At 65.2% G+C, this 24,034-nt stretch carries 21 protein-coding genes; 12 read left to right on the plus strand and 9 right to left on the minus strand.

Features of this window, described 5'->3' with window-relative positions; translation table 11 throughout:
- Positions 1-16: 16 nt before the first annotated feature.
- The gene (locus M5D76_RS04820; RefSeq protein WP_248922245.1) at positions 17-1,090 is read right to left on the minus strand and encodes a hypothetical protein; all 1,074 of its coding nucleotides are present in this window, start codon (positions 1,088-1,090) and stop codon (positions 17-19) included.
- Between the two features lie 475 nt (positions 1,091-1,565).
- Here M5D76_RS04820 and wecB point away from each other — a divergent pair, with 475 nt between their 5' ends.
- From wecB to M5D76_RS04840, 4 genes are all read left to right on the plus strand, one after another.
- Complete coding sequence (gene wecB / locus M5D76_RS04825) at positions 1,566-2,669, plus strand: non-hydrolyzing UDP-N-acetylglucosamine 2-epimerase (RefSeq protein WP_248922246.1); 1,104 nt, start codon at positions 1,566-1,568, stop codon at positions 2,667-2,669.
- A gap of 3 nt (positions 2,670-2,672) precedes the next feature.
- On the plus strand, positions 2,673-3,968 hold the full coding sequence (locus M5D76_RS04830; protein WP_248922247.1) for a flippase: 1,296 nt from the start codon (positions 2,673-2,675) through the stop codon (positions 3,966-3,968).
- A gap of 110 nt (positions 3,969-4,078) precedes the next feature.
- On the plus strand, positions 4,079-4,705 hold the full coding sequence (locus M5D76_RS04835) for a hypothetical protein (protein ID WP_248922248.1): 627 nt from the start codon (positions 4,079-4,081) through the stop codon (positions 4,703-4,705).
- A gap of 56 nt (positions 4,706-4,761) precedes the next feature.
- A complete protein-coding gene (locus M5D76_RS04840; protein WP_248922249.1) occupies positions 4,762-5,838 on the plus strand; it encodes a hypothetical protein in 1,077 nt (358 codons plus the stop codon).
- A gap of 72 nt (positions 5,839-5,910) precedes the next feature.
- Here M5D76_RS04840 and M5D76_RS04845 read toward each other — a convergent pair whose 3' ends face one another.
- From M5D76_RS04845 to M5D76_RS04860, 4 genes are all read right to left on the minus strand, one after another.
- On the minus strand, positions 5,911-7,458 hold the full coding sequence (locus M5D76_RS04845; RefSeq protein ID WP_248922250.1) for a hypothetical protein: 1,548 nt from the start codon (positions 7,456-7,458) through the stop codon (positions 5,911-5,913).
- Positions 7,459-7,603: 145 nt separating this feature from the next.
- A complete protein-coding gene (locus M5D76_RS04850; RefSeq protein ID WP_248922251.1) occupies positions 7,604-9,436 on the minus strand; it encodes a DUF6020 family protein in 1,833 nt (610 codons plus the stop codon).
- A gap of 418 nt (positions 9,437-9,854) precedes the next feature.
- Positions 9,855-10,019: a hypothetical protein gene (locus M5D76_RS04855; RefSeq protein ID WP_248922252.1), complete on the minus strand. Its 165-nt coding sequence runs from the start codon at positions 10,017-10,019 to the stop codon at positions 9,855-9,857.
- A 9-nt stretch (positions 10,020-10,028) separates the two neighbouring features.
- Entirely contained in the window at positions 10,029-10,190 is a 162-nt protein-coding gene (locus M5D76_RS04860) for a PTS sugar transporter subunit IIA (RefSeq protein WP_248922253.1), read from the minus strand.
- Between the two features lie 268 nt (positions 10,191-10,458).
- Here M5D76_RS04860 and M5D76_RS04865 point away from each other — a divergent pair, with 268 nt between their 5' ends.
- The 4 genes from M5D76_RS04865 (at position 10,459) to M5D76_RS04880 (ending at position 15,032) form a co-directional block, all read left to right on the plus strand.
- Complete coding sequence (locus tag M5D76_RS04865) at positions 10,459-11,391, plus strand: MurR/RpiR family transcriptional regulator (protein ID WP_248922254.1); 933 nt, start codon at positions 10,459-10,461, stop codon at positions 11,389-11,391.
- A gap of 8 nt (positions 11,392-11,399) precedes the next feature.
- Positions 11,400-12,296, plus strand: coding sequence for an N-acetylmuramic acid 6-phosphate etherase (gene murQ, locus M5D76_RS04870; protein ID WP_248922255.1), 897 nt, complete (start codon positions 11,400-11,402; stop codon positions 12,294-12,296).
- An 81-nt stretch (positions 12,297-12,377) separates the two neighbouring features.
- Positions 12,378-13,859: a PTS transporter subunit EIIC gene (locus tag M5D76_RS04875; protein ID WP_248922256.1), complete on the plus strand. Its 1,482-nt coding sequence runs from the start codon at positions 12,378-12,380 to the stop codon at positions 13,857-13,859.
- A gap of 93 nt (positions 13,860-13,952) precedes the next feature.
- Positions 13,953-15,032, plus strand: a complete 1,080-nt coding sequence (locus M5D76_RS04880) for a MupG family TIM beta-alpha barrel fold protein (RefSeq protein ID WP_248922257.1) — start codon at positions 13,953-13,955, stop codon at positions 15,030-15,032.
- A gap of 10 nt (positions 15,033-15,042) precedes the next feature.
- Here M5D76_RS04880 and M5D76_RS04885 read toward each other — a convergent pair whose 3' ends face one another.
- Both M5D76_RS04885 and M5D76_RS04890 read right to left on the minus strand, forming a co-directional pair.
- A complete protein-coding gene (locus M5D76_RS04885) occupies positions 15,043-16,086 on the minus strand; it encodes a type II TA system antitoxin MqsA family protein (protein WP_248922258.1) in 1,044 nt (347 codons plus the stop codon).
- A complete protein-coding gene (locus M5D76_RS04890) occupies positions 16,079-16,429 on the minus strand; it encodes a hypothetical protein (RefSeq protein ID WP_248922259.1) in 351 nt (116 codons plus the stop codon). Before M5D76_RS04890 ends, M5D76_RS04885 begins: the two co-directional genes overlap by 8 nt.
- A 190-nt stretch (positions 16,430-16,619) precedes the next feature.
- Here M5D76_RS04890 and M5D76_RS04895 point away from each other — a divergent pair, with 190 nt between their 5' ends.
- On the plus strand, positions 16,620-16,820 hold the full coding sequence (locus M5D76_RS04895) for a hypothetical protein (RefSeq protein ID WP_248922260.1): 201 nt from the start codon (positions 16,620-16,622) through the stop codon (positions 16,818-16,820).
- A 127-nt stretch (positions 16,821-16,947) separates the two neighbouring features.
- Positions 16,948-18,351, plus strand: coding sequence for a sensor domain-containing diguanylate cyclase (locus M5D76_RS04900; RefSeq protein ID WP_248922261.1), 1,404 nt, complete (start codon positions 16,948-16,950; stop codon positions 18,349-18,351).
- A 75-nt stretch (positions 18,352-18,426) separates the two neighbouring features.
- Here M5D76_RS04900 and M5D76_RS04905 read toward each other — a convergent pair whose 3' ends face one another.
- Both M5D76_RS04905 and M5D76_RS04910 read right to left on the minus strand, forming a co-directional pair.
- A complete protein-coding gene (locus tag M5D76_RS04905; RefSeq protein WP_248922262.1) occupies positions 18,427-19,935 on the minus strand; it encodes a hypothetical protein in 1,509 nt (502 codons plus the stop codon).
- A gap of 560 nt (positions 19,936-20,495) precedes the next feature.
- The gene (locus M5D76_RS04910) at positions 20,496-22,367 is read right to left on the minus strand and encodes a DUF6020 family protein (RefSeq protein WP_248922263.1); all 1,872 of its coding nucleotides are present in this window, start codon (positions 22,365-22,367) and stop codon (positions 20,496-20,498) included.
- Positions 22,368-22,603: 236 nt separating this feature from the next.
- Here M5D76_RS04910 and M5D76_RS04915 point away from each other — a divergent pair, with 236 nt between their 5' ends.
- Together M5D76_RS04915 and M5D76_RS04920 are read left to right on the plus strand one after the other, a co-directional pair.
- Positions 22,604-23,581, plus strand: coding sequence for a glycosyltransferase (locus M5D76_RS04915; RefSeq protein ID WP_248922264.1), 978 nt, complete (start codon positions 22,604-22,606; stop codon positions 23,579-23,581).
- The gene (locus tag M5D76_RS04920; RefSeq protein WP_248922265.1) at positions 23,581-24,009 is read left to right on the plus strand and encodes a GtrA family protein; all 429 of its coding nucleotides are present in this window, start codon (positions 23,581-23,583) and stop codon (positions 24,007-24,009) included. Before M5D76_RS04915 ends, M5D76_RS04920 begins: the two co-directional genes overlap by 1 nt.
- Positions 24,010-24,034 lie beyond the last annotated feature (25 nt).

Genomic DNA, 24,034 nt, shown 5'->3' on the forward strand with positions numbered 1-24,034 from the left:
CGCTTTAGCCCTCAGGCTAAACCATCAAGCTTGCTTTCGCAGGACTCTCTTCGGAGCTCTGTGACGGCTTGCTGTTTTCGCTAGAAAATGCATATGCAAGGAACAGCGTTAGGAAGCTCAAGTGTAGAGAGAGCGGGAGCGGCTCGACTACGAGATAGAGCGCGCACAGCAGAACGATGGTGAATGTCGCCACGTCGATGCCTCGTTTGGACGCCTTCAGGGTTGCGATTGCATATGTGGTTCCTAGCATACACGTCGCCAGCAGGCCATAAATGAGGGCGAGATGGCCGTAACCGCTATCAAGCCCCCAGAACGCGGTTCCTGCGTGACGTGCCCCGCGAACTACTACAGGGGCACCCGTGATCGTGAATCCTCCAACCGCTTTGTAGTACTCGTGGGAGTAGAAGGGCCGGGCATGAGTCATGCGGTTTAGCGAGGCGAATAGTCCGTTCGAGCCGTCGTAATGCGCCGCCGAGACGAGCATTATCGCAAGGAGGGCGGCGGGCACGACGAGAAGCGCGGTGCGTGCAACCTGTCGTGTCACCGTGACGTTTCGAACTCTAGAGGATGCAAGTCCAAGGACGTTTATGACGAAGATGGCTCCGCAAAGGACGGAGGATGCGTTTGAGCTTAGCGCCACGTACGAGAAGACTGCGCAGCATCCAGAGAACACGAGAGGGACAACGGGGGCGTGCTTTCTCCACCTTGCTATGGTCAACGACCCTGCTGCGCTGAAGAGAAGGCCTCCCAGCCCATTTGGATGCGCGAATCCATAGCCAAAGACGAGGCGTCCGTTGGGGATGAAGTCATGGATGGTGAGGATGCCTGCGAATGAGGCGAACATTACCAAAATCACGGCGAGGATTGTCGCAAAGCAGTGTATGAGGCAGAGGTCCTGCCAATCGTCGTTGGCGAGCGGCACGATAATTAGGAATCCCGCGAGTAAGTTCAAGGCGACGGAGCGAGTTGCTGATAGAAAGAGGGCGCCGACCGTCAGCGCAAAAAGAGCAAATCTTGAGATGCTTGACCTCTCCTCGCGTAGCATTGTTGAGGTTAAGGCGAGACCGAGGCAGAATGCCTTGCAGACCATGCCTACTCCCTGCCAAGGGATTTTCGGCATGGATGATGATAACGTGCTGCATTGAATTATTATCTGCGTGAATACAAAGGTGGCAAGAGCAAGTCGTGAAAGGGCGCGGGTTACGCGGGCTACCGATGGCGACCCAATCGACGGTCCGTTAGATGGCATGCGATTATTGAGAGCCTTGTTCACGTGGCCTGTTACAGCGCGATTCATTCTTTGATACCTCCTGGTCGGCTGCCATGAGCTGTAGGCCCATGGCCTCTAAAAAGTGTACCAAACGAAGCTCAATGCCCCGCATCGCTGCCTTGCGACTCCCTGCTAATCAGTCGTTTGTTGTGCGGTTCTTTGTCGAGGTTGCGGTGATGATGGGGAGGTCCGTTCGATGGGCTATGATTGTTTCGTTGTCTATACGCTTTGGTCATCGCTGGTGACTCGATTCGCGTGCGCTGGGTAGAGCGTGTGCCCGCGCGTCGGAGTGAGAATGAAGAAAAAGGTAATGGTCGTCTTCGGGACGCGCCCGGAGGCCATCAAGATGTGCCCCCTCGTCCTGGCGCTCGCTGAGCACAAGGACGAGCTCGACGTCGTCGTGTGCGTCACGGGTCAGCACCGCCAGATGCTCGACCAGGTGCTGGGCACCTTTGGCGTGGTTCCACAGTACGACCTCAACGTCATGCGCGCCGACCAGACGCTGACCACCATCACCTCGGACGTGCTTTCCGGTATGCGCGACGTGCTGCAGAAGGAGCGTCCCGACGTGGTGCTCGTGCATGGTGACACCACGACGTCGTTCGCCGCGGGTCTCGCCGCGTTCTACGAGCGCATCCCCGTGGGTCACGTGGAGGCTGGCCTTCGCACGAACAACCTGCTGAGCCCCTGGCCCGAGGAGTTCAACCGACAGGCCGTGGACGTCTTCAGCCAGTGGTATTTCGCGCCGACCGAGACCGCCCGCGAGAACCTGCTTCGCGAGGGGAAGGACGACGCGCGCATCTGGGTCACCGGTAACACCGGCATCGACGCGCTCTCCTACACCGTGCGCGAGGACTACGACCACCCCGAGCTCGCATGGGCCGAGGGGCACCGGCTCATCCTGATCACCGCGCACCGCCGCGAGAACCTGGGCGACCCCATGCGCCACATGTTCCGCGCGATCAGGCGCGTGCTCGACGAGCACGGGGACGTGCGCGCCATCTATCCCATCCACATGAACCCGCGCGTGAGGTCCGTCGCCGCCGAGGAGCTCTCCGGCGAGGAGCGGCTGCACATCATCGACCCGCTCGAGGTCGTGGACTTCCACAACTTCATGGCTCGCAGCCACATGATCCTGACCGACTCCGGCGGCATCCAGGAGGAAGCACCGAGCCTGGGCAAGCCTGTGCTCGTGATGCGCGACACGACCGAGCGCCCCGAGGGCGTGGCGGCTGGCACCCTGCGCCTCGTGGGCACCGACGAGACGCCCATCTACGAGGCGTTCTCCGAGCTTCTGGATGACGACGCGGTCTACCGCGAGATGTCGCACGCGGCCAACCCCTACGGCGACGGCCACGCGAGCGAGCGCATCGCGAAGATCCTGTGCGGGAGCAACTAGCGGATGGCACGGATTTCGCTTGAGAGGATCCGGGGGCTCGTCGAGCGCCCGAGCGTGAAGAACGGCATGTGGATGTACCTGCTGCAGCTGTTCAACACGGTCATCCCGCTGCTCACGCTGCCCTACGTCACGCGCATCCTTGGCCGCGACGGATACGGGCTCTTCTCGATCGCGCTCAACTTCGTGGGCTACTTGCAGGTGGTCGTGGAGTACGGCTTTGGCATGTCGGCCACGCGCAAGGTGGCCGTGCGGGCCGGCGACGACCACGACCAGCTGGAGCGGACCTTCTCGTGCGTGCTGTTCGCGCGCGTGGCGCTGACGGTCGCGTGCTTTGCCGTGACGGCAATCTACTGCCTGTTCAACACGTCGCTTGTGGTGCAGTGCACGTGCCTGGCGGTGATGCTCTCGTCGATTCTGGGCTACTGCGTGCAGCAGAACTGGCTGTTCCAGGGCATGCAGGACATGAAGTTCATCTCGATCGTGAACATCGTGGGGCGCACGGTCTCGACGGTGCTCATCTTCCTGTTGGTGAAGCGTGCCGACGACCTGTACCTGTACTGCCTCCTGTACTCCGTCTCGCCGATCATCAGCGGCTTTGCCGGGCTCATCGTGGCGAAGCGCGCCTATGCGCTGCGGATCATCCGGGTTGGCGTGGGTGATGTGCTGGCCGAGCTCAAGGACGGCTTCTTCGTGTTCACGACACAGCTGAGCTCGAAGGTGTTTGGCGCGATTGGCGTCACGATCCTGGGCGTGTTCTGCGTGCCCGAGGTCGTGGGGTCGTTTGCCGCCATCCAGAAGATCCCGACGATGATGATGCTGCTGTGGGCGCCCGTGAGCCAGGTGCTCTATCCCATTGCGAGCAGGCGTCTGAGCCAGTCGTTTGCCGCGGGTTACGCGTTCGTGATGCGAGTCAGGCGCTATGCGCTTCTGGCCTTTGGTGCGGCGTGCCTCGTGATCGCGCTCTTCTCGCACTTCATCGTGACGCTTGCCTTCGGCCCCGAATACGGTCGTGACTTCTACTGGACCATCCCGCTTCTGGGGTGGCTGCTCGCTGGAATCAACAACAACTTCTTTGGCATCCAGGTGCTGCTGGGCAGCGGGCACGACAAGGAGTACAGCACGTGCTTCCAGATTGGCGTGGCGGCGACGCTCGTGCTGAACCTGGTGCTGATCTGGCTGTTTGGCGGCGACGGCGCCGCGTGGGCGCCGCTGGTCTCCGAGCTCGTGCTTACGGCCCTGCTGTACCGGCAGGTGAGCCGCCTGAGGCGGGCGAGCCGCGAGGGCGAGGGCGCGGCGTAGCGGCTGTGCTTTGGCCGTGGCCCTTCGCGCATGGCTTATACTGGCTAGAGTGCTCGCGCGAGGTCGCGCGGGCTGCGCTGAATGTTGAATGACGACGTCGGGAGTTGCGGATGCCCGCTAGGAAGAGTGATCAAGGGGAGCGCACGGGGATGGGCGCGCGCGTGGCCGCGGCCGTGCGCGAGGACCCGCTGCTCTATGCCCTGTCGGGCCTGCTGCTCGTGGCGATGCTCATGGCGACCATGTATGGGCTGCGCTATGGCAAGGTGGACGAGAGCGTTGTGAGGGGGCACGTCTCGATCAACGTAGGTGATGCGTGGCTCGCGACCATTGACGTGGAGGAGAACAAGGAAGCGACCATCAACTACGTGGGCCACACCATGCACGGCAAGCTCAGGCTCGACGGTGCCGACACCGACTCGATCCTCTACGTCGTGAAGGACCTGTCGTTCGAGAACAACCTCGATCCCAAGGGGGCCGTGCTTCTTGTCCGCGTGCCGCGCTCGGGACTTCAGGGAGACCTTAGCGGACCGTGGATGCTGTACTTCTCGTACCCCGCCGACGGTGAGGTCGAGGGCAGCACCCGCAGCGACTGGGTGTACGCCAACGCGGACGGGACGGCGCTCTACGGCTACGCGCCGGACATGAATGCCATGACCGCGCAGCGCAAGACGCTCGAGGCGCAGTCCGTGGCGTGGCGCTGGACGAAGACGGCCGACGGGCTGTCGCTGACGAACTAGGGGAGGGGCGCCTGGCGGCGTCTGGCCTCCCGCGTACTTGGAAGGGCACGGGTCACATGAACCACTCCGTTGCAGAGAGCCTGAGGAAGCCGGTCAGCGACCGCGCGCTCGAGACGATCCTGGGCGTGGCGCTTGCGCTGTGGTGCGTGGGCGAGGTGCTGTTCGAGCATTCCACCTTCGCGCAGACGCTGTGGTGTGTGGCCAACCGGCCGGCGCAGTTCGTGCAGGCGCTGGTCGTGGGCTGCCTGGTGGCGATTCTGGCGGCCAAGCGCTTCAGGCTTGGCGTGCGCGAGGTGGCGCTGGCCTTCCCGCTTCTGTTCTTCTCGCTGCTCGTGTGGGGCAAGACGCGCGACGCGCACACGCTGGTGCTTGCGCTTGCCGTGATCTGCGCACAGGGGATGGACCTGAGGCGCCTGGCGCGGATGTATGCCGTGGGCGTCGTCTGCGCGCTCGTGGTCACATTCGCGGTCACCGGGTGGGTCTACACGAAGGACCCGGCGTTCTCGCTGAAGAACCTCGTGTTCGGGCGCTATATGTTTGGCTACTTTGGCGCGCTGTCGTGCCTGGTGCTGGGGCTTGCCTCGGCGCTTAGTGTGGTCGTGCGCGGCAGGCGCGCGAGGGTTGTTTTGGCCTTGGCCTGCGTGGCGTTTGCCGCTGTGTCCGCGGTGCCGCTGCACTCGAAGCGCTGCGCGCTGTTCCTTCTGCTGCTTGCCGCGATCATCTTGGTCGACCTGAGGTGGCCGGAGCGGCTTGAGGCGGCGCTTTCGAGCCGCTGGGCTCGCTGGGGCGTGGCGCTTCTGCCTGCTGCGCTGTTCTGCCTGGTTGGGGATATGCGCACGCTGTACGGCGCCGGGTTTGGCATGGGTGCCTACGCCAACATGCCGAAGGTATGGGGCCTGGGGTTCACGCTCACCGTCGCTGTGCTGTTTGCGATCTCAGTCGTGGGCAAGCCGGGTCGCACGGTGCGGCCCGTCGTGCTTGCCGTGGCGGTGCTGTACGTGCTGCTCCTCGTGTTCGAGCAGCTGCCGATGAACCTCGAGTTCAACTTCGGCCTGATGGTGCTCTCGCTCGCGCTGTGCCCGGGCGAGGATGAGCCGAGCGAGGCCGACGGGGACGCGGAAGAGGGCCGCTAGGAGAGGGGCACGCTCTTCTCGGCTGCGTCTTGCACGAGGGGCGTGGGCGGCCGCCGCGCTTGCCCGTGCCTTCTAGGACTTGTCGTCGCGCCTTACGTAGACGGAGTAGGTGGAGTCCCGGTAGACCAGGTCCATATTGGCGTTGATGGAGTCCCACGGGACGTCGGCGTGGCCGAAGTAGCTTGGCCAGGCCTTCTCGTAGCCCGGCTGGGGCTCCCTGTCGTCCAGGATTACGACCTCCGCGTCGCTTTCGAAGCGCCCCGGCTGCTTGTCGACGTCCCAGTAGTAGAAGCAGCTGAGGGCGCTGTACTCGTCGCCGAGGATGATGTTGTCGGTGCGACGGTTCGCGAGGGTCTTGGTGAAGACGGTCTTCAGCGAGGCGTCCTTCTGCTGGAAGACCTGGGGGTCGCTGAGCGGTGCGAACACGCCGCGCGTCTGGAAGCCGAAGAACGACACGGCCAGCATGCAGAATGCCGCCGCCAGCGCCGCCTTGGGAAGCAGCTGGCGTCGGCCGTGCGGGTTCTGGGCGAGGGCGCGTGCCGAGACGACCATCGCCAGCGGGAATGCGACGCCCAGGAAGCAGAGCGTCCTGGTGTAGGGGAGCGCTGACTGCAGGGTGATGATCGCGAAGATGCCGAACAGGCAGATGGTCATCTTGACGAGCAGCTGGAACGAGTCGTCGCGCGTGCGTCCTTCTGGTGTGTCGCGGCGCATGCTGACCGCCAGCGCCGCGACGAGCAGCGCGGCTGCGAGGACGAGCGGCAGGTAGCCGAAGCCGAACGAGATCGCGCCGCCGACCTCGGAGACGTACGCCGGCAGACCCTGCAACATCGTTGCGCGGTCGATGCTCTGGACGTACTGGTTCGAGAGCATCTGCTTCATGCCGTAGGCGATGCTCTGGAGGAGCGTTCCTGCGAATGCCGCCTCGCGCGCCGTCGTGAGCCAGATGGGCAGGTACGCGCAGAACGTGAGGACGGCGCCGAGGGCGCAGCTGGCGCAGTAGGCGAGCGTGGCCCTCAGGTCCCTTCTCATGAAGGGGACCGTTCCCGCGAACAGAAGGAGTATCCAGTAGAGGTTGGAGGGGACGTCGTACACCGCGAGGGCGATGGACACAGTCCACAGGACGTACCAGCGCCTTCTGGTGTCGCCTCGGGAGAGGTGGCTGCAGGCGACGAGGGCGAGCGTGAAGAGGAGCATCGCGAGGGAGTAGCCCCTTCCCTGGACGCCAAAGCCCTGGGCATAGGTCCCGAGGGCGAAGAGCGCTGCCGTCGCGACGCCGACCGTCCTGTCGAAGGCGCGGCTCAGCCAGGCGTAGAGGATGGCCGTCGTGGCGAGGAGCGACGCGTACGAGATGCCGCGCATGATGATCAGCTTGTCCGGCGTGAGCTTGGAGACGAGGGCGGCGAGCACGTTGTATAGCACGTGGTTGTTGGGGAGGGGCCAGTGCGTGGCCGTGTAGCGCACGCCGTTCAGCGCGAACGCCTTGAGGCTGTAGAGCTCGTCGTACCACGGGGCGAAGGTGTGCATCTGCATCCAGTAGTAGGAGGCGATGATGATGGCGGCCGCGCCAAGGGCGATGCCGAGGCCCCTCTTGCGCGAGTCCGTATGGGCGTTGCTCATGTATCCCTCAATCAACAAACAAACAATCGACGAATCATCTCATGCTACGCCGCCTTGCGCGTCGGCGGCAAGCGATGGGGCGCGCTTGCGCCGTCGCCTTCGAGCCGAGGCGCGGGGCGGCGTGCCAACGCACAGCGAGGTGCCGTCAGTTCTTGGCGGCGGAGCGGTGGGGCAGGCTCTTCTCGGCGGCGTCCTGCGCGAGGAGCGTGGCGGCAGCGAGGAGGAGCGGGAGCGTGGCGACGACTCCCATGCCATAGCGCATGGAGCCGTTGAGCGGGCCGGCGACGCAGGTCAGGATCAGGACGAGGCCGGGCAGGGCGATCAGCGCGCGGCCGGGCCTGCCGGCGCGCAGCAGCAGCGCCGCGGCGAGCAGCAGCGCCCACGTGTAGATTCCCATGTACGAGAGGTGGCCGAGGCCGGGGATGGCCTTGAAGATCGCCGGGATGCGCTGGGCGAGGTTGCGCGCGCCCTCGGGCAGCCACTTGGTTGCCGTGATGCCGTTGTTGTCGGCCATGGCGAAGCCGGCGTACTCCTGCTTGTAGTCGTTGGCGAGGCTGGGGTACCAGTAGCCGTAGGTCTGCAGGAGCGTGGCGTCGAGGTAGGTCTCGGGGTGGCGCAGGCCCTGCGAGGCCCAGGCGCGCAGATAGTCGGGTAGGTGGTCGGCGCTGTGGAGGGTGTTCTTGACCGGGTCGGAGACAGCCCAGTCGTAGGCGCCTGCGAGGCGGTCGTAGTCGAGGGTGCGGCCGATGGCCTCGCGCTCCCAAGGCTCCACGTCGTCGGCGTTGAGGAGGGCGTAGCGGGCCGTCTGCTGGAAGGGGATGGAGAGGGCCTCGGCGGGGGCGCCGGGCTCGGCGTGGAGGGCGGCCTTGAGGATGGCGCCTGACGCCGGGACGAGTGCGACGGCGATGACGAGGGGGACGGCGGCGCGCAGGCGCTGGCGCGCGCCGGTGTGCAGGAGGGCGAGGAACGGCAGCGAGAGCGCGACGACGTAGAGGCCGTTCTTGCGCAGGACCCCCGTGAGGAAGGCTGCGACGACGAGGGTGGCCATGTTGCGCCGGTTGGTGGCGAAGGCGGCGGGATCCTTGGCGTAGAGGACGAACAGTGAGAGGTAGGCGATGAAGGCGGCGCCGAAGAGGCTGTCCTTCACGTCCCACTGGCAGTAGCAGGAGAAGATGGGGTTGAGGGCGAAGAAGGCGAGGCTGGCCGCGAGCGCCCAGCGCGGGGCGCCGAGGCGCTCGAGCGTGTGGAGCTCGAACGTGCAGGCGGCGACGTAGGCGGCCGTCTGGAAGAGGGTGATGAGCAGGAAGCCGACTTCGTTTCCGCCGAGGGTGCGGCCGAGGGAGAAGATCGCGCCGTAGATGAGGGTCGCCTCGAGCGGGTGGTGTGTGTTCCAGTGCATGGAGCCCGTGACCTGGGCGAGCATGAAGTTCATGTCGAAGCTCGTGGAGCCCGGGAGCTGGGCGACGACCATTGGGGCCCAGGCGACGAGCAGGACGACGGGCGCGAGGCGGACGAGGCGCTCGAGTGCGGTCTGGGCCGCTGCCGAGGGGAGGCTCTTCTCGGCGGCGGTGTGCTCGTGACGCGCGAGGATGCGGTCGAAGAGGGGCGTGGCGAGGCTGTGGATGAAGACGGCGATCGTCGCGATGGCGAGGAGCGTCTTTGCCGCGTGGCTGGCGTCCTGGAAGAGGGGGACGATGGTCTTGAGCTGGCTGAGCGCGCAGCCGAGCACCCAGAAGAGGGAGAGTATGAGCGAGACGATTGCCGTGGGGACGTCGTGCGCGGCGGGGCGGCGCAGCGTCTTGTGGAGGAAGTAGCCGTAGGCGGCGAGCGCGAGGCAGGCGGGCAGGCCGAGCGCAGTGCGGATCGCGTCGGGCAGCGGGTGCGCGAGGCCCTGCGTGTAGGCGAAGGAGACGGCGAGCAGGGCGAGGTAGGCGATGATGCAGGCCGGGCGGGCGAGTCGTCGTGTGGTGGTGCTCAAGGTTGGTCTCCTGGTGGGTTGGCGTGATGGCATGCGGCGCCGGTGATCGCGTGGGCCGCGGGACGTCGGCGTGGCTTCGACTAAATGTCTATCCTACGCTGGGGCGTTAGCGCGGGCAAGGTGGCGTGGGTGGTGTGGGTGTGGTGACGCGTGCGCTTGTGCCTGCGGCCTCGGTCCTGATGCCTGCTTCTGCCGAAGGCATGCTTTGCGCGGTTCTGAAAGGAATGAACTGTTGGGTCTTTGTTTGCCGCTGTCTTCAGCGGCCTATTTCCACGCATCTTTTATCTGCGAATGTGTGACAGAGGGGAGGTTTCGCCTTATTATTTGGAGCGGGCAAATAGAAGCCCGCCAGTATGACAGCGTCCCCCTTGGAGTACTCCCACCTTTTATCTGGATGGGCGGAAGCAAGGGGGCTTTTTTATGACGCTGAGGTGAGCATGCGGAAGAACGCGTCGTAGTCGGAGACGCCCTTGAGCTCGCGCTGGATGTGCGAGTCGTTCACGATCATGACGAGCAGGCCGTAGAGGTGCTCCATCTCTGCATTTATGTCGCGGCAGGCCGCAAGCAGGAACACGATCTGCACGAGCTCGCCCTACTCGCTCCACTTGATGGGGTGTCTGAGGATGGCGACCGAGACGGCCGTGCGGCTCGCGATGGGCGTCGTCGTGTGGGGGATTGCGAAGACTTCGTTCATGCTCGTGTCGGCGACGCTCTCGCGCTCGAGCGTGGATGCGACGAAGCGGTCGTCGAACACGCCCGCGGCCTCAGATGAGTGTCGCCGCGCGTCCGGATCGTTCGGGCGCGCGACTGACTGTTTGCTGACATGTTACGCGCTGGCTGCGGTCATTACCCGTCTGTGAACGGTCCGTTGCGGGCGGTGGGCGGTAGTGGCTGTGGTGGTAGCGTTCCACGTCGTGAAACGATGCTGTCAACAAAATCAATAGGGATGACAACGACGTAGCATTGGTCCGTCAGTCGGGGCCGCGGCCCCGGTCCAGGCGCGTCGAGGGGAGGCCGGCACAATGAGAGGGTTCCGCGTTCATCTGGAGGAGTACCGCCCGCTGGCGAGTGCCTCCGAGCTGGACATCATCGAGTACCTGCTGGCTCACCCGGACGACGCGGTGGGCGTCTCGACGCACCGTTTGGCGGAGCTGACCTACACGTCGCCCTCGACGGTGGTGCGCCTCGTGCGCAAGCTGGGGTTCTCCGGCTACCCGGACTTCCAGCGGAGCCTCGTGTACGACCGCGCCATCGCCGAGAAGAGCCGCGCCGTGGTCTCCGACGGCGTCATGACCGGCGACTCCACGCAGGACGTGATCGACAAGGTGACGTCGCGCAACGTGTCCACGCTGGAGCTCACGCGCGACGGGCTGGAGGTCGAGGCCGTCGACCGCGCGGTCGAGCTCATCGGCAGCGCGCGGCGGATCGCCCTGTTCGGCATGGGCGCGTCGCTGCTTGTCGCGCATGACCTGCAGCTCAAGCTCATGAGGCTCGACATCGACTGCCAGATGAGCCACGACCTGCACTCGCAGCTCCTCTCGGCGAGCAACCTGCGCTCGGGCGACCTCGCGATCGTCGTGAGCTACTCGGGCATGACCGAGGACGTCCTGCGCTGCGTGCGCGTGGCGCGGCAGAGCGGCGCGACCATCGTGTCGATCACGCGCGGCTCGTTCGCGTCGCCTTTGGTCGACCTGTCCGACGTGGTGCTCGGCGTGGCCGCGACCGAGCTCGTCGTGCGCAGCGGCGCTATGTCGTCGCGCATCGCGCAGCTCAACGTCGTCGACGTGCTGTTCACGACGTACCTCAGCCGCAACTACGAGAAGAGCATGGAGCGCCTCTCGAGCAACTGGATCCAGAAGGGCGCCTCCGACGGCGACGCCCGCGAGCGGTGCCTCGGCCGCGCCCGCGTCGCGGGAGCGCGTCCGTCCGCGGACGCCGCGGTGCGAAGGAGATAGGGGGAAGCATGGGCATCGACCTGTCGAGGCTCTCCACCGAGGGCCGCAACGAACGGACGCGCGACCTCGACCAGATGGGGCCGCGCGAGCTCGTGGCCGCCATGAACGAGGAGGACGCGCGCGTGGCGCCCGCCGTGCGAGAGGAGCTTGACCACATCGCCCAGGCCGTGGCCTGGGGCGTCGAGGCGCTCTCGGCGGGCGGGCGGATCGTCTACTTCGGGGCCGGCACCTCCGGCCGCCTGGGCGTGCTCGACGCCGTGGAGTGCCCGCCGACCTTCGGGGTCGAGCCCGAGCGCGTGGTGGGCCTCATCGCCGGTGGCGAGGGCGCCTTCGTGCGCGCCGTCGAGGGCGCCGAGGACTCCGCCGAGCTCTGCGCGCGCGAGCTCGACGAAATCGGTCTCGAGGCGCGCGACCTTGCCGTGGGCATCGCCGCGAGCGGCCGGACGCCGTACGTGGTGGGCGGCCTGCGCCGTGCGCGCGAGCTGGGCTGCAGGACGGTCGCCATCGCCTGCAACCGCGACTCCGTCATCGGGCGCGAGGCGGAGCTCGCCATCGAGGTCGACTGCGGCCCCGAGGTGCTCACGGGCTCGACGCGCCTGAAGGCGGGCACCGCGCAGAAGATGGTGCTCAACATGATCTCGACGGGCTCCATGGTGGGGGTGGGCAAGGCCTACCAGAACCTCATGGTCGACGTGCAGCAGACCAACGACAAGCTGCGCGTGCGCGCCCAGAACATCGTGATGGAGGCCACGGGCTGCTCGCGCGACGCTGCCGCCGCGGCGCTGTCCGAGGCCGAGGGCTCGGCCAAGGTCGCGATCGTGATGCTTCTCGCGGAGGTCTGCGCGAGCGAGGCGAAGGCTCGTCTCGCCCGCGCGAAGGGCAAGGTGCGCGGCGCCATCGCCTGACGCACGGTCTGAGTCGGTACCACCCAAGGGCAGGCGCGCGCCGGCCCCTGGCAGACATACGAACAAGGTTGAGGAGGAAGAATGGGAAAGGATTTTGCGGCATGTGCCGAGGGCGTCCTGGCTGCCGTGGGCGGCGCGGGCAACGTGCGTTCCAACATGGCCTGCATGACGCGCCTTCGCGTCCAGGTGGCGGACGCCTCCGCCGTTGACGTCGAGGCGCTCAAGGGCGTCGACGGCGTCATGCACGTCGTCGAGGACGGCGACCGCTTCGAGGTCGTCTTCGGGCCCGGCACGGTCAACAAGGTACTCGACGAGTTCGCGAAGCTCACCGGCATCAAGCCGGGCGACGCCGGCGAGGCCGACGTCCTGCAGGCCGCGGCCGACAACAAGGCCGCCCAGAAGGCCAAGCACGACAAGCCCGTCCAGCGCTTCCTCAAGAGGATCGGCAACATCTTCGTGCCGCTGCTGCCCGGCATCATCGCCGCTGGCCTCATCAACGGCATCACCAACGTCATCGGCGTCTCCACGGGCGGCTCGCTCAACGGGATCTGGTGGTACGCCGCCATCCGCACCATGGGCTGGGCGCTCTTCCTGTACCTGCCGCTGCTCGTGGGCATGAACTCCTGCAAGGAGTTCGGCGGCTCCGGCGTGCTCGGCGCCATGGCCGGCTCGCTCTCGATCGCCAACGTGGCCATGCCGCTCATGGCGAAGGCGAAGGACGGTGCGGCCCTCGTGAGCCTGCCCTTCGCGCTGCCCACCCCGGCCTTTGCCGACGGCGCAATCTCGATCACGATGTCGACCACCTACAACGCCGCGGCCGGCGGCCTTCTGGGCGCCCTCATCTGCGGCTGGTTCTTCGCTCTTCTCGAGCGCAACCTCCACAAGGTGATGCCGAGCACGCTCGACACCTTCTTCACGCCGCTTCTGACCGTGGGCGTGGGCTCCATCGTGGCGGTCATCGCGCTGCAGCCGATCGGCGCCTTCCTCACGCAGGGCATCTTCTTCGTGCTGCAGTTCTTCTACGACACTCTCGGCGCGTTCGGCGCCTACCTGCTGTCGGCCACGTTCCTGCCGCTCGTGTCGGTCGGCCTGCACCAGGCGCTCACGCCGATCCACGCCATGCTCAACGACCCGACCGGCCCCTCCCAGGGCGTCAACTACCTGCTGCCCATCCTCATGATGGCCGGCGGCGGCCAGGTGGGCGCCGGCCTGGCACTCTACGTGCGCACCAAGAACCAGCGCGTCCGCACGTACCTGCGCGAGTCCATCCCCGTCGGCATCCTGGGCGTCGGCGAGCCGCTCATGTACGCCGTCACGCTGCCGCTCGGCAAGCCGTTCGTCTGCGCCTGCCTGGGCTCGGGCGTCGGCGGCGTGCTCGCGTGGCTCTTCCACCTGGGCACCGTCTCCCAGGGCGTCTCGGGCCTCTTCGGCCTCCTGATCGTCGTCCCGGGCACGCAGCTCTACTACGTCATCGCGATGCTCGCGGCCTACGCCGCCGGGTTCGCGCTCACGTACTTCTTCGGCGTCGACGAGTCCCGCATCAACGACGTCTTCGGGGAGTAGCGCTACGCTCTTCTCGGCATTTGCCTGAATCTGTTGGCACGCCGTGCGGCCCCGTCATCCGGCGGGGTCGCACGCACCCTCTCGGGAGGCAGCATGAACACCGGAATCTCCCTGTACTTCTCCGGCGGCTTCGAGGCGAACGCCGCCCTCGTCGAGCGCGCCGCGGCCGTGGGCGTGCGCTTCGCGTTCACGTCGCTGCACATCCCGGAGGAGACCTGCGACGACTACGCGCGCGAGGCGCGCCGCATGATCGCGCTCTGCCGCGACGCGGGCCTCTCGCTCATCGCCGACGTGTCGCCCGTCACCCTGCAGAAGCTCGGCGTCTCGCGCCTCGAGGACCTGCTCGACCTCGGCATCGAGTACGTCCGCCTCGACTTCGGCTTCGACGCTGCCCGAACCGTCGAGCTCTCGCGCACGTTCCACGTGGTCTTCAACGCGTCGACGCTCAGCGAGCGCGACGTGGTCGCGTGGCGCGCGGCCGGCGCCGACCTCTCGCGCTTCTGCGCGTGCCACAACTTCTACCCCAAGCCGCTCACGGGCCTCGACATCGCCGACGTCGCCCGCACCAACGCGCGCCTCAAGGCGCTCGGCTTCACGGTGATGTCGTTCGTGCCCGGCGACGCCGAGCTGCGCGGGCCCCTCTGCGAGGGCCTGCCCACGGTCGAGGCGCACCGCGGCCATAGGGGAGAAGAGCTTGCCCTCGACGCGCTGGAGCTCTTTGCGGCTGACAGCGACGTGGTCATGCTCGGCGACCCGGGTGCCTCCGACGTCCTGTGGGACCGCCTGGGGCAGATCTCGCGCGACTGCCTCGACCTGGCCTGCGAGCTCGAGGCCGGCTACGAGTGGCTCTACGGGCGCGTGCAGCACGACCGGCCGGACTCGTCGCCCTGGCTCGTGCGCTCGCAGGAGTCGCGCCTGTGGGACGACGCTCCCGAGCCGCCCGCCGAGCCCGTCGCGGACCCCGAGGCCGCCCCGGGCCCTGCCATGGTGCGCCCCGGCGACGTGGTCATGAGCACGCAGGCCTACGGTCGCTACGCCGGCGAGCTCTCGATCGCGCGCGCACCCTTCCCGCTCGATCCACGTGACGCGGTCGTGGGTTCGGTCGCGAACAAGGACCTGGCTCTTCTCGGCCACGTCCGCCGCGGCATGGGCTTTAGGCTCGTGCGCGCGTAGGGGGAGCTGGCTACCTCGCGCCGACTGCCTCGAGCCTGCGCGCCATCGATGCGTCCACCTCTGAACCACTGCTCGTATATTCGATGATCTGGCCGTCGGCGCTGTTTTCCCAGCAGCCGAGCCCATGCGAGTACCCCGACAGCTCGCTTGCAGAGTTGAACGTGTTCACGAAGGCCGACACCTCGTCGATCAGGGCGAGCTCCTCATCGCTGAACCTGCTGTGTCCCTCGGCTAGTGGAATTGCGACCTCGCCCCATCCCTCCTCGACAAAGTCAATCGCGCCCCGCTGGCTGAGGATGAGTCGCATCTCGTCCCCCTGGTCGATCACGGGACCGTATGTGGCGTGCGCATACGAGAGGCCCGTGAGAGATTGCCCGGTTCGCTCGTATGAGACCATGTCCGCATAGAACGCCGCCTTCTGAAGCTTGGTCCAGTACAGCTTGCTGCACCTTCTCGAGAGCTCCGTCATGAGCGCGCTTGCTCGCTCGAGGTCGAGCGCGCGATAGCCGTTGGCGGCACAGGGTGCGATTGACTCGCGTTTCTCGAGGACCAGGCGTGCGGGCGCCTCGGTCGAGGAGCCCTCCTCCATCGATTTGATTCGCGCTTCCACCCGCGACTGGGCTCGTTTGCCGAGTCGCGCTCGGTTCTGCGAGAGGAGCAGTCGCGCGCCTTCCGGTTTCGTGGCGCTCAGCATTGTCGTGTTGTGGGGCAGGTCGGGCAGGTCGCCGCGCTCATAGCGATAGATGGTCTGCTCGCCGAAGCCGAGGAAGCGGCTGAAGTCGCGTAGGGAGAGCCCATAGGAGCTTCGGAGCTCCGTTATCTGGGCGGGGGAGAGCATCTGGTGCCTTTTGCGGTACTCATCGTAGGCGCGGCTCAGGTTCTCGCCCTCTATCCGTGCATCGCCAATGACCGATTGGCAGTTGGGGCATACGGCAACCGTCTCCGTGTAGCCGACCTCCTCGCCCCTGACGGCAACGGTCGTCGGACGATTGATCAGAATGGCCCTGACCTCCTCGTCGCATTCGGGGCAGAATGTCTCAATGTGGTCACTCATCAGACCCTCTTCTCTCCACGTATGCCTTCACGGATAGGCATTTCGCTCTTTCCACTTCTGTTCGTATCGAAACCTTCAGGTAGAGTCGCTCGCCAAGAAACAGTGGCGCGAACTCGGCTACCGTCCACTTGTCTGCGTATCTCGGGTCCCTATCGGGCTCTGGTCCGTCGAAGCAATCGTCGGTGGTGAGGTTGAGGATGATTTCCTCCAGACCTCTTGCGCTAACTCCACGGCTCGCAAGGAACTGAACGCTTGCTTCGCGCTTGACGATGATGATCGAGTTCTTTTCGACAAACAGCTTGAGCTGACGCAGGAACAGCTCTATCGACGCCGTCTGTCTCACGGTCAGGCCTCCACCTTTCAGTATTGTCATCATATGATTACAAAATAGTATAGAACGAATCGCTGCACGTCACCACGTTTTTGTCGCGAGTGGTCGATGGGCGCCCGTCGACTGAGCTCGTCCTTGTAGGCTCCTTGGGCGCGAGTGGGGCCAAGCGCCCACCGACCTTCTCGCCACGGCCTTCCTCGTTGTGGGCACGGTCGTCTCCGGCTGGCAGCATCTGCTCCTGTGCTGCCTGGGCTACGTCCCCGGCTTCGTGTTCTACGCCATGGGTCGTCGCGAGCGCGGCCTGCGTCCGTTCGCGCCGCGCGACTACCCGATGCTGGTCGTCGTCTGCGTCGGTGCGATTGCGGCCGCCGCGTTGCTCGCGGTGGGTGGTATCGTCCTATGACCTATTGGCGACGCTGGCGGACTAATACCGCCGCTTGATGGATTCCAACGATGTAAGCGCCCCCCCTGGCGACGCGCCTCGCATACATTTTTACCTAAACAGACGGGCCGCGCCGTTAGGGGGAGCAATGCACGCTGTAGTGCATGCAACAAAGGTCAACCAAACGCTGCTGAAATGCCTTGAGGTCTTCGGTGACGGCCTCGGCTCCAAGGGTGCGATTGACCGGCTTCTCGCGATCCTGGGCGAGCACTACGGGGGAGACCGTGCCTTCCTGTTCGAGTTCGCACCCGGGACCGAGGTCGTCAGCAGCGTCTTCGAGTGGTGCCGTGAGGGCTTCGAGTCGCAGATCGACACGCTCGACGGCATGCATGTGCAGGACTTCTCGCCTTGGGCAGACGCGCTCGGCACCGGGCAGGCCGTCTTCATCGATCCCGAGACGTACGAGGGCGTAGGCGGCCCCAAGGCCCAGGCCGAGCTTCTCGGCAGGTGGGGGCTCTCCACGATTCTGGTCTCGCCCATACGCCTGGACGGGCGCCTGGTCGCCTTTCTCACCGTCGACAACGCCCGCAACACCGACGACGTCTTCATCGTCATGCGCACGGTGGCGTCAAGCATCCAAGAGGACATCGCCCGTCGCGAGAGCCTGGGCAACCGCATCGTGTCGGCCATCAGGTCCGTCTACGTTGGCATGTACTACTGGGACCTCGAGGCCTACACGTACCAGGAGATAGAGCACAGCATTCCCACGTGGAGCTCGCATGCCGTGACGGGCTCGCTCGACGCGAACGAGGACGCCATCCGCGAGACCGTCGATCCCGCCTACCAGGACCTCGTGCGCGAGTTCGTCAACCTCGAGCGCCTCAAGAGGGAGCTGCGCGACAAGGACAGCGACTCCGTGCAGTACCTCGCCAAGGAAGTAGGCTGGATGCTCGGCCGCGCCGTCGTCATGGAGCGAAACGCCGACGGCGTGCCGACCAAGCTCTTCTACATCGTGGAGGACATCGACAAGTCGAAGCGCCAGCTGGAGCTCGTCTCGTACCGGGCCGAGCATGACGCGCTCACCGGTCTGCTCAACCGCGCGGCGCTCGACCACTCGATGGGCGACGTGCGCGACGACCCGCGCCCGGTCGCGGTCATGATCATGGACGTCGACGCCTTCAAGAGCGTGAACGACCGCTTCGGCCACGGCGTGGGCGACCAGGTCCTGAGCGGCGTGGCGCACGCCATCTCGTCGAGCATGCGCTCGTCCGACCTCGTGTACCGCTACGGCGGCGACGAGTTCGTGGTCATCGCGCGCAACTGCCCCGCCTCGTCCGAGCCCGAGCTCGTCCACAGGATCAGCCTGATCAACCGCTCGCTCGAGGGCCGCTTCGCCGAGGTGCCCAACCTCACGCTGAGCGCCGGCATCGCCTTCGGCGCAAGCGGCAGCATGTGCGACGAGCTCCTGGCCAGCGCCGACACGGCCCTCTACCGCGCGAAGCGCACGCCGACCAAGTGCTGCGTCTTCGACCCCAAGCTCGACAAGGCCTAGCCGAGAAGAGCGCGACCGTTCCCGAGCGCCTGCTTCCTATGCAACCACGTACTGGTAGGTGTCTCCTATGCCGCTCTAGAGGCCTACGTTCATTTCACGAGTCTTCTCCTCAGTTGGATTCAGACTGATTGTGATGTCCCTGTCGATGAGGCCGTGCGCGGTCAACGTTGCCTTGATCCTCTCGCCGCCGTAGAGCGCGAAGGGGAAATTGTCTGGGGTGTCCACCTTAGGGACCTCAATAACGACCTCGTCCCTTCCTTCTTTGGCAGCTGTGGTGCACTGCTCGACTATCTGGTGGTCAAGCTCGCGCACGGCGCTCTCTGGCGCCTTGAGCATGTTTGAGTTGGCAAAGGTCCTACCCTGCGTGTTGCAGAGGCAGAGAAGGAATATGACAACGAGGGGCAGTGCGGTCTTGGCGTGCGGCATGCGCGTGAGGAACAGCCCGAGGCCGAGGACCGCGATGACGATGATGGGGTAGAAGACGCCGAAAAGGATATCGGCCCTGAGCGCAGTTTCCGGCGCGACCTTCGCACAGCAGAGGGCGAGGTAGGCGACAGCGAGCAGCATGGCGATCGCCAGGGTCGCGGCGACGCCCTCTACGGCCTTGGACACGGCTTGCTTACGCTTCGCAAAAGCTCCCGCCACCAGGAATAGAGCTACGACGACGAGCCACGTGTGGTTGATCGTCTTCGCGGTGACCCACATGAACGACAGCGACTGGTGGATGCGGCCGAAAAGAGAGGCGTCAGTCTGGAGCGAGGAGGCCCGCCCGCCGTTGGCCTCAAAGAGCTGGACGATAAGCCAGAACGCGATGACCGAGATGCTGGCAACGTTACGCTTGGCGAACTCGAGTATGGAGTCGCGCGCCCGAAGTGCCCTTACGAGTCGGATCACAAGACCGGCGCCGACGCACGCGGCGAGCACGACGCTTGCGAAAAGGTTGGAGAGCAGGGCGAAGTAGACGAGCACCAGTATTATGCCGCTCAAGAGGCCGCCCCGTTTGTTCCTCTTCTCGGCGCCCCAGACGCCCGCGACGTAGAGCAGCGCGAGCGAGGCGTTAAGGACGTTGGAGACTGTGTAGTAGAAGTATGTTGTCAGGCTGGGAGAGTAGAGCAGGTGCTGGTTGTCAGTGGGTGCGGACCTGAAGATGAGGAGGTGTAGCGCAAGAAAGAGCAGGGCTAGCAAGACGGCCACCCAACGCTCGGGACGGAGCGTTTTCCTTACCGTATAGTAGAAGACCATGACGTAGCCACATATGCACGCGCTTACGACGATTCCGGCGGTGATCATCTGCGCCTCGATGTAGTCGCCGACGATCGGGGTCATCGCAAATGATGCGATGGCTCCGGTGATGGGCATGAGTAGTTCCGGAAGGACTCGCGTCGGGTTCCAGTTACCCCAGATCGGTGCGGCCCGGCGCCAGTAGCCTATGTAGGTCCAGTCGTCGGTGTCGGCGATGTAGAGCGGGTGGATGCGCGTGAGGTAAACAAGGGCGAGCGCGAACACCACCACGGCGAGAATAACGGGAGCGATTCGTGCAAGGTGCCCCGACCTGTCGTGCGGGTTTGGGATCGAGCTGTTCATACGTGATGGCTCCCCATTTCGATTTGGTTCGGAATAACGGAAGTTTTATGTTAGCACCCATTGTATGGTATCGCCCGTTTTGGAGGATTTAAGCGTCGTGCGTTGGTGCAGCTTTGCGGGGCTGCTTTTGGCATCTTTGCTTTGATTCTCGCCCTCGTTCTCGTTTGTGACAGGAGAATCGCCTACGCTTCTTCGAACGCCAACGTGCCCTTGGCCCCCAATGTGGTCCTGCTCCTGGTTGCGCTTCTTGTTATGGTCGGCGGTGCCATGCTGTGGGTGCGCGTGCGAAAGGGGGTCGCGCGGAACCGGCGGGCGAGGGCGTTGCCTGCGAACGTCACCTCGGCTGGACGTGTGTGGTCGTGCCGCTGGTGCTCCTCGCATACCAGCTGCTCGTTGCTTTTGGGCATTCCCCTGGGGCTGTTCGGCCTGGCGGGACGTGACGTCGAGACCGAGCCGCGCCAGCTTGCCCTTTTGTCGGCATTGCTTGCGAGTCCTGTGATGCTGGCGTTGTTTCTCCTGCTGTTCGAAGCGAGGGCTCGCTACGTCTATCTCTATGCTGGTTATTTCGTCTTGCTTTCCGCCTTTGGGTACGATCGTGTGTTCGACTTCGTTCGCTGTCGGGCCACGCGGACCTTGCCTACGAGCAGTGTCACCATCACCGGCAGGCAGAGCACGAGCGGCAGCACGTAGCGGATGCGGCAGTTCACGGGCGACAGGCACACGATGCCCATGGTCGCCATGAGTGGGAGCAGCACCACGAGGCTCGAGTAGCGCCTGCGCATGATTGCCGCGGCGATGCAGAACGCGAGCGTCCACAGGTAGAAGCCGGGGCAGTAGAGGAGCGACGCGAGCGGGACGGCGTGCACGTAGTCGGCGGCACCGTCGAGCCACGTGCGAAGGGGCGCGGTCGCGTCCAGGTGGTGGTGGTCGAAGTAGCCGGTGTTCATCGCGGGGTTGGGCTCGAAGGTCGTGAAGCCGCCCTCGTCACCGAACTGCGCGGGGTAGAAGTAGCCCCAGTAGCTATTGATGTAGGCCTTCACGAACGTGACGGGGTGGCGTTTAAGCATTGAGGCCCACGCACCAAGGAACTCGCCGGCCGTGCCCGTTGTTCCTTCGGAGAGAAAGTCGGCTTTTATCGGGTCGGAGATGTTTGGGTTGTAGCGATATGCCATTACCTCGGGCGAGATGCCGATGCATCTCTGGATCGTCCGGCGCTCTTGCTCTGTGACGTCATCCGGGTAGGTCTTCAGCGTGAGCGCGACCTGCTGGATGGGCACCGAGAGCGCCTCGCCGGGATTGCCGGCCTTGATGGAGAGCGCGGGCAGTACGAGTGCGCCCATCGTGAGGTGCAACGCCACGACGCCTGCGGCAAGTCCCGCCGTGAGGCCGGCCGCGCGGCGGTCACGCTGCTTGAGGCAGAACACGAGCACTCCCACGAGTGTGAAAAGCACCACGTAGGTGCCGTCGTTTCTTAGCAGGCACAGCAGTGCCACGCACGCGACCATCTGCGCGGCGAACGAGCGGCCCAGCCTCAGGTCCCCCTGGCGCACGCGCGCGAGGTAGAGCTTGTAGAGCAGCACCACAAGCCACAGCAGGCAGATGGCGTACGAGGTATCCTTGCAGACCGTGAGGGAGTACAGGCGGATGATCGGCAGGAACGCGAAGAAGCAGCCCGTCGCAATCACGAGCCAGCGCGGCGCGCGCACGTCAAGCTGCAGGCGCGCCACCTTGCGAAACACCACGACCGAGAATCCGGTGACGAGCATGCTGTAGAGGAACACGCCAAAGTTGTCGTCCACGAGCGCGCGTCCGGCCCACTGGCACGCGCCGATGATCGCCGTCGAGAGGATGGGGTGGTGGTTGGTGAGCGGCTGCAGGCCAAAGATCTCGTTGAGCTGCCTCTGCCCGTCCCAGAACGAGACGCCGGGGTAGTAGGCGATGGTGTAGAGTGCCGCGCCCGCCACGATGATCGCCGTGAAGGCGCCGAGAAGAGCGCGCTCTCCCTCGAGGCGCTCGTCCGGGGCTTCGCTCCTGATCTTCTCGGCAAGCCCGAGCGCGACCAGGATCGTTCCCCTGAAGAGGACGATCGAGCAGGCGAGGTGCAGCACGAGCAGGACCTTGCGGCCCGCGGCCACCTCGAAGGCGTCGGCGTAGGCGTAGGTCGCGCCGACGCACCAGCCCACGGCGTAGGCCACGGCGAGCACCATCACGATCACGCGCGAGCGCCGCTCGAGGCGCGCCCACAGCGACTCGACCGTGGGCGCGAGCAAGAGGCATAGGATGGCCGTCGCGGCATAGACTGGCGCGCTCCTGCCCGCAAGCAGGTCGTAGTCGAAGACGGTCGCAAAAGTCGCAGCCGCCGCCTCGGCAAACAGGATGAGTGCGGTAAGGGGAGTGAGGTGCTGCCCGACCTTCTTGATCTTCTCGCTCATGGGTGGCCAATCTCTGTCGTTTGGTTCGTTTGGCGCGTCGCGTCGTGGTCGGCTGCGGCCGCGCCTCTGCTGCTTCGAGTTTCTGCGATTCAGTGTACGGAGATAAATGACGTCCTCCATAACGCTTTCTTAGCTTACCATCTATATGTTCTATGCCGACACGCCACCGCCTGCGGATACGTCGCGGACGGTGCATTGCGCGGCCGCGGGTCGCGCAGATGGGAGAGTGTGACTTCATGAGCACTACCGACTACTCCAGGGTCGCGGTCCTCGTGCCCTGCTACAACGAGGCAGTCACCATCGGAAAGGTGGTTGACGACTTCAGGCGTGAGTTGCCCGGCGCAACCGTCTGGGTCTACGACAACAACTGCACCGACGACACTTCCAAGATCGCAGCCGAGCACGGCGCCAAGGTCGTGGCCGAGCCCAGGCGCGGCAAGGGCAACGTCGTGCGCCAGATGTTCCGCGACATCGACGCCGACTGCTACCTCATGGTCGACGGCGACGACACCTACGAGCCCGAGGCCGCGGGCCGGCTCTGCGCGCCGATCCTCGACGGCACGGCCGACCACGTGGTGGGCGACCGCCTCTCCAACGGCACCTACGGCGACGAGAACGACCGCGCCTTCCACGGCTTCGGCAACAACCTCGTGCGCTGGCTCATCAAGGTCCTCTACGGCTTCGAGTACACCGACGTCATGACCGGCTACCGCGCCATGAGCCGCCCCTTCGTCAAGACCTTCCCGGTGCTCTCGCCCGGCTTCGAGATCGAGACCGAGCTCTCGATCCACGCCGCTGACAAGCGCTTCCGCATCGTCCAGGTCCCCATCGTCTACCAGGACCGTCCCGAGGGCTCCGAGTCCAAGCTCAACACCTTCTCCGACGGCTTCAAGGTGCTGCGCATGATCGCGTCGCTGTTCAAGGACTACAAGCCGTTCCCGTTCTTCGGCATCCTCTGCCTGATCTCGCTCGTCATCTCGCTCTGCCTCGGCGTCCCCGTCGTGGCAGAGTTCATGGCCACGCGCGTGGTCGCCCGCTTCCCGACGGCCATCCTCGCGGTTGCCTTCGCCGGCCTCGCGGCCCTCTTCCTGGTCTGCGGCATACTCCTCGACACCATCGTGAAGGCCAACCGCCGCCAGTGGGAGATTGACTGCTACCGTGCCTTCGACGAGGAGCGCGAGCGTCGCGAGCGTCGCGGTAAGGGTGATTGCTAGTGAGGAAGCTCATCGAGCAGGTGCTCAAGTTCGGCGTCGTGGGGGTTCTCGCCTTCCTGATCGACTACGGCGTGCTCATGCTGCTGTCGCAGGTGTTCCACATGAACCCTGTCGCGGCGGCTGCCATCTCCTTTGTGGTCTCGGTCGTCTTCAACTACGTCGCGTCGATGCGCTTCGTGTTCACGCACCGCGACGATCTCTCCAAGGGACGCGAGTTCGTGATCTTCGTGGTGCTCTCGGTCATCGGCCTGGGCATCAACGAGCTCTGCATGTGGGCGGGCACGGCTCTTCTCGGCGAGTCCGCTCTCATGGTCACCGTTACCAAGGTCTTCGCGACGGCCGTCGTGATGGTGTGGAACTTCCTGAGCCGCAAGAAGTGGCTCGACGCCGGTGACCCCGCGGCCGAGAAGAGCGAGACCACGGAGTAGCCGCGAGCCAGGGGCCCCACTCGTC

The sequence above is a fragment of the Olsenella intestinalis genome, assembly GCF_023276655.1.
Classification (GTDB): domain Bacteria; phylum Actinomycetota; class Coriobacteriia; order Coriobacteriales; family Atopobiaceae; genus Olsenella_J; species Olsenella_J intestinalis.